The 13,392-nt window shown below is 60.6% G+C and carries 11 protein-coding genes and 1 pseudogene; 6 read left to right on the top strand and 6 right to left on the bottom strand.

The annotated features are described in order from the left end of the window. Positions 1–7: 7 nt before the first annotated feature. From GCT19_RS43415 to GCT19_RS21535, 6 genes and pseudogenes are all read right to left on the bottom strand, one after another. Positions 8–239 (bottom strand): annotated as a pseudogene (locus GCT19_RS43415) (DUF6691 family protein); the annotation flags it as partial. Positions 240–277: 38 nt separating this feature from the next. Next, positions 278–2,017 (bottom strand): D-lactate dehydrogenase, encoded by a 1,740-nt coding sequence (gene dld, locus GCT19_RS21555; RefSeq protein ID WP_152853083.1) that lies wholly within the window; start codon positions 2,015–2,017, stop codon positions 278–280. A gap of 36 nt (positions 2,018–2,053) precedes the next feature. Further along, positions 2,054–3,424 carry an MFS transporter gene (locus GCT19_RS21550; RefSeq protein ID WP_152853082.1) on the bottom strand — a complete coding sequence of 457 codons (1,371 nt, stop codon included), beginning with the start codon at positions 3,422–3,424 and terminating at the stop codon, positions 2,054–2,056. A 205-nt stretch (positions 3,425–3,629) separates the two neighbouring features. Next, on the bottom strand, positions 3,630–4,397 hold the full coding sequence (gene glcC, locus GCT19_RS21545; protein ID WP_152853081.1) for a transcriptional regulator GlcC: 768 nt from the start codon (positions 4,395–4,397) through the stop codon (positions 3,630–3,632). 434 nt (positions 4,398–4,831) lie between these two features. Continuing rightward, the gene (locus GCT19_RS21540) at positions 4,832–5,761 is read right to left on the bottom strand and encodes a LysR family transcriptional regulator (protein ID WP_152853080.1); all 930 of its coding nucleotides are present in this window, start codon (positions 5,759–5,761) and stop codon (positions 4,832–4,834) included. Positions 5,762–5,764: 3 nt separating this feature from the next. Further along, positions 5,765–6,844, bottom strand: coding sequence for an LLM class flavin-dependent oxidoreductase (locus tag GCT19_RS21535; protein WP_051106689.1), 1,080 nt, complete (start codon positions 6,842–6,844; stop codon positions 5,765–5,767). 376 nt (positions 6,845–7,220) lie between these two features. On the opposite strand from GCT19_RS21535, the gene GCT19_RS21530 reads away from it, so the two are divergent. From GCT19_RS21530 to GCT19_RS21505, 6 genes are read left to right on the top strand one after another with little or no spacing between them, the layout of a single operon-like run. Then, positions 7,221–7,988 (top strand): ABC transporter ATP-binding protein, encoded by a 768-nt coding sequence (locus GCT19_RS21530; protein ID WP_321576848.1) that lies wholly within the window; start codon positions 7,221–7,223, stop codon positions 7,986–7,988. Further along, positions 7,985–8,881: a branched-chain amino acid ABC transporter permease gene (locus tag GCT19_RS21525; protein ID WP_152853079.1), complete on the top strand. Its 897-nt coding sequence runs from the start codon at positions 7,985–7,987 to the stop codon at positions 8,879–8,881. Before GCT19_RS21530 ends, GCT19_RS21525 begins: the two co-directional genes overlap by 4 nt. Positions 8,882–8,886: 5 nt before the next feature. After that, positions 8,887–9,921 carry a branched-chain amino acid ABC transporter permease gene (locus tag GCT19_RS21520; protein WP_152853078.1) on the top strand — a complete coding sequence of 345 codons (1,035 nt, stop codon included), beginning with the start codon at positions 8,887–8,889 and terminating at the stop codon, positions 9,919–9,921. A gap of 49 nt (positions 9,922–9,970) precedes the next feature. After that, positions 9,971–11,284, top strand: a complete 1,314-nt coding sequence (locus GCT19_RS21515) for an ABC transporter substrate-binding protein (RefSeq protein ID WP_026228139.1) — start codon at positions 9,971–9,973, stop codon at positions 11,282–11,284. Positions 11,285–11,314: 30 nt separating this feature from the next. Continuing rightward, on the top strand, positions 11,315–12,637 hold the full coding sequence (locus GCT19_RS21510; protein ID WP_152853077.1) for an LLM class flavin-dependent oxidoreductase: 1,323 nt from the start codon (positions 11,315–11,317) through the stop codon (positions 12,635–12,637). Beyond that, complete coding sequence (locus tag GCT19_RS21505) at positions 12,637–13,389, top strand: ABC transporter ATP-binding protein (protein ID WP_152853076.1); 753 nt, start codon at positions 12,637–12,639, stop codon at positions 13,387–13,389. The genes GCT19_RS21510 and GCT19_RS21505 overlap by 1 nt, the downstream gene beginning before the upstream one ends. Positions 13,390–13,392: the final 3 nt, after the last annotated feature.

Here is a 13,392-nt window from a genome sequence, read left to right as displayed (position 1 = left end):
CATCGTTAGCTTGCTGCACCGTTGACTTGGCGCGCTCAAAAAGCTCGTAGACGGCCATGCCCGCAACCATGGCAGCTACAAAACCAACGGCCTTGCGGCATCCCGCGCCCAACGCAACCGGCGCAGGTCCCGGGCAAACCAGCCAGACCCCAGCCGATACCAAAGGCGGCGCTACCCAGGACGAGCCGCAGCATGATGGTCTTGCTGGCTGGAAGCTGCATCGGCAACCCGAGGAACGCGCTCCATAAATGTTCAACAGTATCCCGAAGGACCGCCATCAAGCTTCAACTGTGCAATCGCGATAGGCAGCGAACTTCGAAGTCTTTCCGATGCCGGGATTCAAACAATTGCACGGGTCGAGCTTCCTGTAGAACTCTGCAAGTTGCGGCTTGGCCTCGTACAGGTGGCCCACGTTGTGCTCGGCGGGGTACTCGGCACCACGAATATCGAGCAACTCGAGCATCTCGTGTTCGAGTGCGAGACAGTCGTTGCCTTTGGCGACAATGTAGTCCTGGTGAAAGACGTGACAGAGGAAGTGCCCGTAATAGAGCTTCAGCACAATCGCACGCTCGGTTTCATTCGGCAGCCGCTCGAACCAATCCCGATCGTTGCGTCGTAGCGCGATATCGAGCGCGACGATATCCTCGACCTCGCGATGATGAACCGCACGGTATCGAACCGCCGCGCTCGCCGCCGCGAAGCGATGCAGAAATGCCTTGCGGCCTTCTTCTTCGGTACATTCGAAATACGCGCCGCCGGATTGCGCGAAGCGTCTCGACAAGAAGGCGCGCGCTTCCTCGATGCCCGCCGCCGGCACCTTCAGCATCAGATGATGCTCATACTGCTCGCGATATGCGTTGAGCCTTGCAGGCAGATGATCCGGCAGACGTTCGCTGATCCATTGCAGCACGCGATCGGTCAGATGCTTCGGTACGAAACCGAGGCGCTCGAACAACGCGTCGCAGCGCGTTTTCAGATTGAAGAACATCGGCAACCGTTCCGTGCCGAACCTGTCGATGATGACGAACAGATCCTTCCCGTACTTTCGCGCAACATCGAACGCATCACGATGCAGATATTCGCCGGCAATCGGCAGGTGCGCGAAATTCGCGAGCGCATGGCGTCGGATGTCGGTCAGCACGCTCGTGTCGTTGGTGCCGATATAGAACACCTTCGCGCCCTGCTCCGCCGCAAACGTGTCGAGACGCACCGCGAATACCATCAGCTTGCCGGCGCAACCGGAAGCTTCGAACAGGCGTCGCGGATCGGCGTTAAAGCGCGCAGGCGTCGGCGCATCGACATTGCGGACATGGGTGGCGTACTCATGATCCGAAGCCGCCGCATCGTTGCGAATGTCCGCGTCGGTGAACGTGCCGTCTTCGACGCGCGACAGAATCTCTTCGGGCGTGTTGCCGAGTTCGATACCCAGATGGTTGACGAGCCGCAGCTTGCCCGAGGCATCGACGGCGGCAAACACCGCCATCTCTGTATATGCCGGTCCGCGATGCACCAGCGAGCCGCCCGAATTGTTGCTGATGCCGCCGAGCACCGACGCGCCGATGCACGACGAGCCGATCACCGAATGCGGCTCGCGTCCGAGCGGTTTCAGTGTGCGTTCAAGTTGATCGAGCGTCGTGCCGCCGATGCAGACAACCTGACGCCCGCCCCCGATCAGATGCACGCGGCGGATGCGCGCAGTGCTGACGATGACAACGTCGCGGTCGTAGTCGTCGCCGTCAGGCGTCGAACCCCCGGTCAGTCCGGTATTCGACGCCTGCGTGATGACGATCGCCCGCGCCGCGACGCATGCGGCTAGCACCTGCCATTGTTCGACCAGCGTGCCGGGGCGCGCCACCGCCAGCACACGGCCGTTCCCAAAACGGTAGCCGGTGCGGTAACGGCGCGTTTGCGCATCACTGGTGAGCACGTTGCGCGCGCCGACGATATCGCCGAGCGACGCGAGCAATGTTCTACGCGTATCCCCTGGGGAAATCGCGGAATAGGCTGTATCGGACATAACGGCCTTCGATCACATGTCAACGCAAGAGTGGCATCAGGCCCGGCTCGGCTGCGCCGCCGGTGTCGTTACGGACGGCGCGCGCTGAGTCAGCGCCAGCACCGCACCGACGAACAGCGCCCCCGCGACGACCATCAGACCGGCGTTGGTGCTGTGCGTCACGTCCTTCATCCATCCGATAATCGACGGGCTGACGAATCCGGCGAGATTGCCGATCGAATTGATCATCGCGATTCCGGCGGCAGCGGCCGTGCCGGTCAGCACGCTGCTCGGATACGTCCAGAAGACCGGCATCATCGACAACACGCCAGCGGTGCCGAGCGACAGCGTGAACAATACGAGCGCGAGATTGCCCGCATGGAGCGTACTTGCATAAAAGCCCGCTGCCGCGGCAACGGCCGCCATCGCGAGATGCCAGCGGCGCTCGTTGCGACGGTCGGAACTGCGCGCGACCAGAATCATCGACACGATCGCGACCGCATAAGGCACCGCAGTCAGCATGCCGACATCCAGCGCTTCCTTGACGCCCGCCGCCTTGATGAGCGTGGGCAAGTAAAAGCTCACGCCGTAAAGACCCATCATGCAACAGAAGTAAATCGCCGCGAGCCGCCAGACACGGCCATTCGACACGATGCTCCTCAGCGACGCCTCAGCGCCTGCGTGTCCGTCGCGTGCAAGGTTGTCCTCGAGAAGCTGCTTCTGCCGTTCGTCGAGCCAGGACGCGGCGCGGATACCGTTTGGCAGCACGAACAGCGTGACGATGCCGAGCACCAGTGACGGAAGCGCTTCGATCAGGAATAGCCATTGCCAGTTGGACAAACCACGCACGCCGTTGAACGCCTGCATGATCCCGCCCGACAGCGGGCCGCCGAGCACGCCAGCCACCGGAATGCCGATCATGAAAAGCGCGTTCATGCGGCCACGACGCACCGACGGATACCAGTACGTCAGATAGAGCACGATACCCGGAAAGAACCCCGCCTCGGCGACGCCGAGGAGAAAGCGCATCGTATAGAACATGGCGGGCGTCTTCACGAACAACGACGCCGCCGACACCAGCGCCCATGTCACCATGATCCGGCTGATCCACACGCGTGCACCCACACGATGCAGCAGAATGTTGCTCGGCACTTCGAACACGAAATAGCCGATGAAGAAAATCCCTGCGCCAAGCCCGTACACCGACTCACTGAACTTCAGGTCGCTGAGCATCTGCAGCTTGGCGAATCCCACGTTGACGCGATCCAGATAGGCCGCGACATAGCAGATGAAGAGAAACGGCAGCAGACGCCAGGTCACTTTCGCGTAAGTCGCGCTTTCGAACTCGGTCGTTGTGGTTGAAGCGAGGGTACGGGATCGATCCGTAGCGGGCCGGCGGGACGCGCCTGTCGGGTTGTGCGAGGGCATCGCGAGTCTCCAATTCGTGTGCGGCTTGCCGCCGCAACTGAGTTTGCTAGCGCGCATTGTTTCGCGCCAGTACGAGACTGTCGAGACGTTTTGGCACTGGTCCTACCAGTTATTTTCGTCGTGCCGGGCGCGGTTTCACGCGCGAATCAATGCCGACGCGGGTGTCCGGACGGACGCACACTCGTGCTCCCGCTTGCGGCTCGCGTCATTCCCAACCCTTGAGACGCAGCGTGGCCCCCACCAGACGCTGCTCCTCCGCTTCGATTTCTCTCAGACAGGTGATAGTGGTGGCGATATGAGTAGCGGCAGCCTTGCGGGCCGGCTCCGGCTGTTTGCCGATGACGGCCTTGTAGAGACGGGCATGCTGCCTGTCGATTACACGCTTTTCCGCCTCGCGATGGTAGAGGTTATTGACGGAGGCGAAGACGGAACTCAACAACAGATCGGTGAGCGAACTCAGCGTGTGCACGAGCACCGGGTTGTGCGAGGCCTCGCAGATCGCGAGATGAAACGAATAGTCGAGCCGCGCACGCGTCGACTCGTCCACGTCGCTTTGGTTCGCGGCGAGCATCTCCTCGTAGCGGCGGGTGATCAGCGCGAAATCCGCCTGCGTTCCCCGAAGTGCGGCAAGACGCGCCGATTCAGCCTCGAGCATCTCGCGTACTTCGAAAATGTCGTAGAGGGTCCTCGGCTGTGAGCCGAGAAGATGCATCATCGGCGTGAGAGCCGGTTGCGAGGTAAGCGCCGCGACGAACGACCCCCGTCCGTGCGCAGTGTCGATGATTCGGCGCGCCCGCAACACCTTCAACCCTTCTCGCAAGGCGGACCGCGACACACCCAGTTTGACCATCAGACGCCGCTCGGACGGTAAGGCTTGACCCGGTTTCAGAACGCCGTCGACGATCAGGCTTTCTATGCGTTCGGCGACCACATCCGCGATTTGGGACGGGTATTCTGGTTTGACTTCCTGCATGGCGTATCTCACTGGTCCGACCACTTCGAAGAGACTCTAGCTGATGGCAATCCTAGCACTGTTGCCACAAGACGCTCCGCCAATTGCATCGCACACACAGACCGGCGCCAGATTTTGCAGCGCTACAGGTGCGTGGAGGTCAGAAGCCTTCATAGGGAAAAGTTGGCGCGCGAAGAGAGGCGCTTCAACGAAATACTGCAAGTGCCCTCAAGCACGGTTTTCTTGGGACAAAACCGGCGGACCTGTGCCGGCGTCGCCGCTGCAGGACACCATCCTCGAGACCGCTTCAGTCCGAAAAGCTGCCGGACAGCCTATGCGTTCGACTCGGCGGTACCGGACGGTCACCGGTCGCACGCCGTGTGGCTGCTGCAGGTCCCTTTGCTGACGTTGACGATGCGGTTCAGCGTAGTCGCTAAACCTCGCTAGCCATAGTCTTAAGACTCTCGGCCGTTCGATTCTTCTTTGATCGGCGATCGCGCCAGTTTTACCGCCTCACTTTTGATCGCCTCCGAAAGTAATTGTCCCAGTCCTTGATGAGGACCAAAAAACCAATATCGGATCAGAATATCGTAGGCGGGTATCGGGCGGAACCCGGGATTTCCGCCCGTCAGTCCTTCGGCCAAACGCTCGGTGACATAGCCCGCGTGTCGGCCGGTCGCTATCGCTGCATAAACCGCAATCAGCGAACGTAGCCGAAGACCATCATGGCGAATCCGCTGCTCACGCAATCGGTGTTTCTCGAACGCGTGAAGGACAAACGGTTCGAGGTCTCCCCCGTGCTCCCATAGTATTGGACCAATGTTTTCCAGCGCGCTCCACGACGGTTGCGGGCCAAGGCGGCTAGCGATCTCCTGACTGGCATAAAGCCGCAGGCGATCCTCGAAGACGTCCCAATAGTGGATGGCACCATGCCCCGGTTCCGACTCGGTCAAGCCGAAGTCGACGGTGCCGCGCATGACCCACGACGCAATTTCCCTGGACGAGCCAACTGCGATGTCGATCTGCGGCAAATCCTTGCGGGACAAGAGATTGGTCACAATGGCCGACATCCAATGGTCGTGCGCATTCTGGCTACACGCAACGAGCAGGCGCCGCTTGGGCGCGTACCGATAGGTCTCGATCCGTTGCACCGTCAGTTGCACATCGGCGAGGATCCGCTCCGCCTCTCTCAACAGTGCGCGACCGGCATCTGTCAACGAGAGTCCATTCCCAACTCGATTGAACAACACGACATCGAGCGTTTCCTCAAGCTTGCGCATAGAAATGCTGATCGCCGACTGAGTTACACCCAGGCTGCCCGCGGCCAACGTGAAACTTCCGTGGCGAGCCGCTTCGACGAACATCTTCAATTGTTCGAGGTTCATGGGCTACAGGGCGCGTCCTTCGCGAAGCGGCTGCACGACCTGCTGCATGAATGGACCGATATCGCGCAGCGGATCTTCAAACTGGCAGACGATCTTGTCGACGCCAAGCGCCGACAACTGCTCGACCCGATTTCGCACCTCGGCGAAACTGCCGATCAGGTGGGCATTGAAGCCCGAATTGGTGTCGATCATTAGCTCATCGGTCAAATCGGTCCAGGTGGTCGCGCCCGACGCTTGCATGGCCGCCCGAAAGAAGGCTATGGCTTCATCGTTGCGCGTTTCGACGATCTGCTCTCTTCGCTCCGCCGCCGTGGCGGCGCTCTCGGCGGCGATCACGAATGCATTCACCGCGATCGCAACGCGACGGTCCCATCGCAACGCAGCCTGTCGCGCGTCGACGATATGCCTCGTTAACTGCACGTCGGGCAACCCATTCAAAAACAGACAACCCGCCCACTCCGCGGCAAGCGCCGTCGCCCGTTCCGAATGGCCACTGACCCAGATATCCGGCGCCTTGTCGGCGTCGAAGCCCAGCATCCGATAATTGGTTGGAGCCCCCCCCGATCCGATTTCCAACGATGCGTCATGCGCCATTCCGGGGTCGCGGAAACGGCTTAACGTGCGCAGGAAAGTATCTGCGCGATCGTATCGACCCTTGTGATCGAGCAATGCGACGTTCGCAGCGTCGAACTCGTCCTTCCACCAGCCGCTCGTGATGTTGACCGTTACGCGCCGGCCCGCTATCAAGGACACGGTTTCGATCATGCGCGCGGCAAGAAGCGGCGAGCGCAATCCAGGCTTGATCGCCCCGCATAGACCAATGCGGCGGGTTACGGCTGCAAGCGACGAAAGCAGACTCCACGCGTCCAAGACTGGGGCACACGGCCCATGCACGCTGTTCAGCACATCCTCGGACGCATACAGAAAGTCATAGCCCAAGCCGTCAGCGAGCCGGCCGACCTCGATGCAGGACCGTATGTCCGGAGCAACCGAGGACTCCCGGGTGCGCAGCCACTTTCCGTAAATAGGCAACCAGATACCAAAGCCAATTGGGCTGGGTACTGCGCGCTTCCGAGTGGACATGTCGATACGTTTCCTGGCGGCAATGACCTGACGGTGCTCGGCAAGCCAACATTCAAGAGCATGAAATGGTAACCCATACTCGGACGCCCCCTTCTCTTCATTTCGAATATTTATAGTCCATAAAAATTGTTAATGATTGCCGGAGACGATGGGATGATTCGGCCACGCCGGTTTCAGACGAAGGCAACCCGCTGCAGAGCGGGCTGTGCGGCACGGTGGCATCGAGTCGGAACGGACCGTCGAAACAGGGACGTGATGTAGGAACACAGGAACATCGGGGGCCGAGTGACTCGCCTCGACGTGGTACACCTCATACCATTGCAATCAGATGAATCGACAGCCCCCTGAGATGGCAGCACACAGCAGCGCGATTTCGTTGCGAAGCATCGCGCTCTCATTCGGCGGCGTTCAGGCGCTCCGTCAAATCGACCTCGACATCGCAAAGGGCGAGATACGCTCGATCATCGGGCCGAACGGCGCAGGGAAGTCCTCGTTGATCAATGTCATTAGCGGCCTCTACCGTGCCGATGAAGGCTTCATCACCTTGGGCGACACACGGGTGCGCCATATCCGCCCGGAGCAGCAGGCGCGTCTCGGGATCGCGCGCACGTTTCAAAACCTGGCCATTTTTGGGGGCCTCTCCGCACGCGAAAATATCGAACTCGGACACACGTATCGGCGGCGTTCGGGCTTCCTCGAGCATATGTTCTGGTCGAGCCGCGCAAGTGTCGAGGCGATAGCCGTCAGGCAGCATGTCGACGAAATCCTGTCTTTGCTCGATTTGCACGATGTGGCCGAGCATCCTGCGGCGAACCTGCCCTATGGTCTGCAAAAGCGCGTGGAACTCGCGCGAGCGCTCGCGGCCGAGCCAACCCTGCTGTTACTCGACGAGCCGATGGCCGGCATGACCGCGACGGAAAAAGCGCAGATGGCCGGCTTCGTGCGCGCTATCCATGAGCGCCATCGCACGACGATCGTCCTCATCGAGCACGACATCGGCATTGTCATGAACCTCTCGGACCGAGTCGCGGTCCTCGACTACGGTAGAAAGATCGCGGACGGTACACCGGCCGAGGTCCGCAACGACCAAGCCGTCATCGATGCCTATCTCGGCGTCGCGCACACCGGGGAGACCGAACGATGACCGCGACCGATCTTTACTTCCTTATCGAGGTCTGTGTCGGCGGCATGCTCTCCGGCGTGATGTACTCGCTCGTCGCAATCGGCTTCGTGCTGATCTTCAAGACGACGCGCACGCTGAATTTTGCGCAAGGCTCGATGATTCTCTTCGGCGCGCTTACGTTCGTGTGCCTCCTGGAGCGCGGCGTGCCGTTCGTCCTGACGTCGGCCGCGACGCTCGCCGTCATGGTGTTACTGGGCTGGTCCATAGAACGCACGATCGTCAAGCCGCTGCTCAACCGTCCCCCGATGACGCTTTTCATGGCCACGCTCGGGCTGTCTTACGTGATCGAGGGAGGCGCGCAACTGGTATGGGGTACGGCTGTTCATCCGCTCGACCTCGGTATCAGCGATATCCCGCTCGAAATTCACGGCGTGATGGTGTCCGGATTCGACCTGCTGGCAGCCGCTATCGTCGCCGCGATGGTCGCCGCCCTCAGCGTGTTCTTTCACTTTACCCGCACAGGGATGGCGTTTCGCGCGTCTGCCGACGACCCTTATGCCGCGCTGGCAATCGGCCTGCCGCTCGCACGGATTGGCTTCGCGGTCTGGGCCGCAGCCGGCCTTGTGGCGCTCGTCGCAGGTGTGTTGTGGGGCGCGCGCCTAGGGGTCCAGTTCTCGCTTTCGCTCGTCGTTCTCAAGGCGCTACCCGTGCTGGTGCTCGGCGGTTTCGATTCGATCGTCGGCGCCATTGTGGGCGGGCTCATCGTCGGGATGAGCGAAAAGCTTGCCGAGGTCTATCTCGGCGCGGTGATCGGAGACGGTATCGAGGCGTGGTTTGCCTACGTGACCGCGCTAGTGTTCCTTTTGATTCGTCCGAACGGATTGTTCGGCATGCCGCGCACTGAGCGAGTGTGAAACAAATGAGTGAGCAAACCCTTGCGGTCCGCGTTGTCTCCAGCGACCGGAGAAAAATCGCGTTTCTCGCGTTCGCCTGGCTAGTGACCGGGTATGTCCTGGTCCCGTACCTTGCATCGAGCTACGTTCTCGAAGCGATTCTGTTGCCCTTTCTGAGTCTTAGCCTCGCCGCCCTGGGCCTTAACATACTGACCGGATATTGCGGGCAGTTGTCGCTCGGCTCGGCTGCCTTTATGGCCGTCGGCGCGTTTGCCGCATACAACATCAATCTGCGCCTGCCCGGGGTGCCTCTGTTGGGCAGTATTTTACTTGGCGGGCTCTGCGCAGCGGGGATCGGTGTCGTGTTCGGATTACCGAGCCTGCGCTTGCGCGGCTTTTACCTCGCGGTATCGACACTCGCCGTCCAGTTCTTCGTGCAGTGGGTGCTGACGCACTTTCCGTGGTTCTCGAACGGCAACCCGTCGGGCGTAATCTCGGCGCCGTCGCTGACCGTGGGACCGTATACCTTCGATAGCGTGCAAGGACGCTTCGTATTCGCGTTCACAATCGTGAGCGCACTGACCTTGCTCACGACGCGCCTGGTTGCGTCTCCTATCGGCAGCGACTTCATCGCCGTACGGGATAACGAGATGGCGGCGCGCGTGATCGGTGTACGCGTGCTGCATACCAAACTGTTCGCGTTCGCACTGTCGTCGTTCGTCATCGGCGTCGCCGGTGCCTTGTGGGCCTTCACCTATCTGCGCACAGTCGAGCCGGCCGGCTTCAACCTCGACCGTTCGTTTCAAATCCTTTTCATCATCATCATTGGCGGACTCGCGTCCATTCGAGGCGCCTTCGTCGGGGCGGCATTCATGGTCGTCTTTCCGCTCATGCTCTCCCGCGCGAGCAGTTTGCTGCTCGGCACGCTGATCGACTCGGGAACGCTGGAGATGGCTGAACGCATGATCATTGGAATGCTCATCATCGTTTTGCTCATCAAGGAGCCGGATGGGCTCGACAAGCTCGTTCGGCAGCTATCGCGCTCGCGATCCGAGGTCTGATCCTTGGTCATCGATTCATCACTCAACCGAATAAACGGAGTAGAAAGAAATGAGGTTTTTTGGAGCAATCAAGGCGGCGATGGTCGCAGCGCTGCTCGCAACGGGCATGTCCGCCGCACATGCGGACGGCACACAGTACTTCCCGCTGCAAAGCTATCGGGTTGGCCCATACGCCGCGGGTGGCACGGGGTTCTTCGGTGGATTCATCGACTACATGAACCTCGTCAACCTTCGCGATGGCGGCGTGAATGGTGTGAAGCTCAGTTGGGACGAGTGCGAAACACAGTACGAAGTCGAGAAAGGGATCGAATGTTACGAACGCCAAAAGAGCGGTAAGAACGTCGTCGCCGTGAACCCTCTGAGCCTCGGTATTCAGATCGCGCTGCTCGATCGGGCGACCGCCGACAAGATTCCCGTCATCACGATTGATCACGGCATGACCGGCACGTCCGACGGGCGCTACTTTCCGTATTTCTTTCCGTTGCTGATGGACCCCTCGAGCGAGACATCGGCCATCATCAACTACATTGGGCAGAAGGAAGGCGGCGTCACGAAGCTCAGAGGCAAGAAGATCGTCGTGCTCTATCACGGTTCGCCGTATGGCAAGGAGACCATCCCCATCTACGGTCTGCTCGCGAAGAAATATGGCTTCGATGTGCAGCAGATCGAGGTTCCGCATCCGGGCAATGACCAGCAGGCGCAATGGCTCACCATTCGCCGCGCACGCCCCGACTACGTTGTACTGCGCGGCTGGGGGGTCATGAACTCCGTCGCGATTCGCAGCGCTCAGAAAGTCGGTTTTCCGGTCGATCACCTGATCGGCAACGTCTGGGCCAATTCGGAAGAAGACGTGCGGCCGGCGGGCGACGCCGCAAAGGGTTACGTATCGCTGATAACGCAGCCGTCGGGAAAAGACTTTGCCGTAATTCGCGAAGTCGAAAAAGATGTCTATCAAGCCGGCAAAGGCAATCTCCAGGATCCGACGCGCATCGGAAGCGTCTACTACAACCTCGGTATCGTCAACGGCATCCTGAATGTCGAAGCCGTGCGTACCGCACAGGCGAAGTTCGGCAAGCGGCCGCTGACGAGTGAGGAAGTTCGCTGGGGATTCGAGCATCTGCAACTCGACAGCGCGCGGATCGAGGCACTGGGCGCGACGGGGCTGCTCAAGTCCATTCATGTGACCTGCGCCGATCATGAAGGCGCAGGTTCTGTGAAGTTCCAACAGTGGGACGGCACGAAATGGAAGATCGTGACCGACTGGATTCAACCTGATCACGCTCTGATGCGCCCGATCGTCGAGCAGGCGGCGGAAAAATACGCGCAACAGAAACGGCTGACCCCGCGTACGTGCGCGGAATAAGAACGACGCCCGGCGTCACGGAGAAAGGCAATGACACGAAAGAAGAAGGCTCATCTATTAGGCTTCATGCAGAATGGCTTCAACAGTCACAGCACGGGAATGTGGCGACACCCGCGCGACAAGGTGAACTGGGACTACGGTGACTACGCCTATTGGCAACACATCGCGCGCGTGCTCGAACGCGGGTTGTTCGATGCACTCTTCATCGCGGACCAGCTTGCGCCCTATTCGACTTTCCAGGGGTCATCGGACGCGAGCGTCAAGTACGCCGTGCAATTCCCTTGTAACGAGCCGTCCACGATCGTGCCGGCGGTCGCCACCGCGACAAGCCGCCTCGGGATCGGCGTGACGCTTTCCACCGCCTTCGAACATCCGTATTCGATGAGCCGCCGTCTGTCCAGTCTCGACTACCAGTCGGGCGGCCGGATCGCCTGGAATATCGTCTCGTCGTTCTCGCACGGCGAATGGAACGCCTACGGCGTGGACGGTCGCGAGCGCTCGGACCGCTACGAGCGGCTCGAGGAATACATGGAGGTCTGCTACAAGCTGTGGCGCTCGTGGGACGACGACGCGATCATCGCCGACAAGCGGGCGGGTATCTACGCGGACCCCGCGAAGATCCACGAAGTCGAGCACGAAGGACGGTTCTTTCGCTGCAAAGGCCGCCATTTCGTGCCGCCCTCCCCGCAACGGCAGCCCGTGCTGTGGCAGGCTGGATCATCAGATCGCGGGCGTGATTTTGCCGCGAAGCACGCCGAAGCGGTATTTGCCGTATTGCCGACGCTCGACCGCATGAAGGAATACTCGGGCGACCTCGAGAAGCGTGCCGTCGGGCGATTCGGCCGTGCGCCCAACAGCGTCAAGCGAATCTTTGGCTTGCAGACAGTCGTCGGCGAGAGCCGTGCCGAGGCGCAAGAGAAATTCGAACGCATCAAGGAATGCATTCCGCTCGAAGGCGCGCTTGCGTGGATTTCGGGGCACTTCGGTCTCGACTTCTCGCACTATTCGCTCGACGAGTACGTCTCGAACATCGAAGTCCCCGGAATCCAAGGACTCTTCGAGTCTATCGTCTATGCGAAGAACGGGGCGCCGGTGACGGTGCGCGAAGCCGCGCTGATCTATGCGCAAGGAATGGGTATGCCCGTGGCGGTGGGTACGGCAAGCGACATCGTCGACCAAATGGAGACCTACCTCGACGAGGGCGGCGCCGACGGCTTCATGCTGGCGACAACGTTCACACCGGGCTGCTACGAGGAGTTCGTGGATTGGGTCGTACCCGAGTTACAGCGCCGCGATCGTTTCCGCAAGAGCTATAGCGGCACGACCTTGCGCCATCACCTGCAGGAATACTGATGGCTGCGCCGCACGCAACGGAGCTCTTGGCGTTTCGAGAAGTCCGCGCCGCCTACGGCCATTCAGCCGCACTGCATGGTCTGAGCTTTTCGGTCGTCCACGGCGAGATCGTCGGCCTGCTTGGCTCTAACGGCGCCGGAAAAAGCACGGCACTGCGCGCGGTATCGAACCTTCTGCCCGCGCAGCGCGGCATGATGACACGAGGCGACATCCTCTACGAAGGAAAGTCGATTCGCGGCAAGACCCCGGCGCAGCTCGTCAGGATGGGGATTGTCCCTGTGCTCGAAGGACGTCGCTGCTTTGCTTCGCTAACGGTCGAGGAAAATCTGCTGTGCGGAGGATTCGGCCCGGCTCTGCCGCGCCGCGAGACCCGTCACGATCTTGAGCGGGTCTATGCGCTGTTTCCGCGTCTCAAGTCGAAACGGAAGACATTGGCCGGTTTCACGTCGGGCGGCGAGCAGCAAATGACCGCGATCGGTCGCGGTCTGATGGCACGCCCGAAATTGTTCGTGCTCGACGAGCCCTCAATGGGTCTCGCGCCACTCATCGTCGAGGAGATCTTTACCGCGCTCAAACGGCTCAACAAACTCGAGGGCCTGTCCATTCTCGTTGCCGAACAGAACTCGGCCGTCGCACTTCAGTGCGCCGATCGAGCGACAGTCGTCGAGCACGGCGTGAATGTACTGGAAGGCCGCGCGGATGAGCTGCGCGCGCGTGACGACATTCAGCGCTTCTATCTAGGTGGCGCGTAATCT

The sequence above is a fragment of the Paraburkholderia atlantica genome, from assembly GCF_009362785.1.
GTDB lineage: Bacteria > Pseudomonadota > Gammaproteobacteria > Burkholderiales > Burkholderiaceae > Paraburkholderia > Paraburkholderia atlantica.
This window is presented reverse-complemented; position numbering and strand designations above follow the sequence as displayed.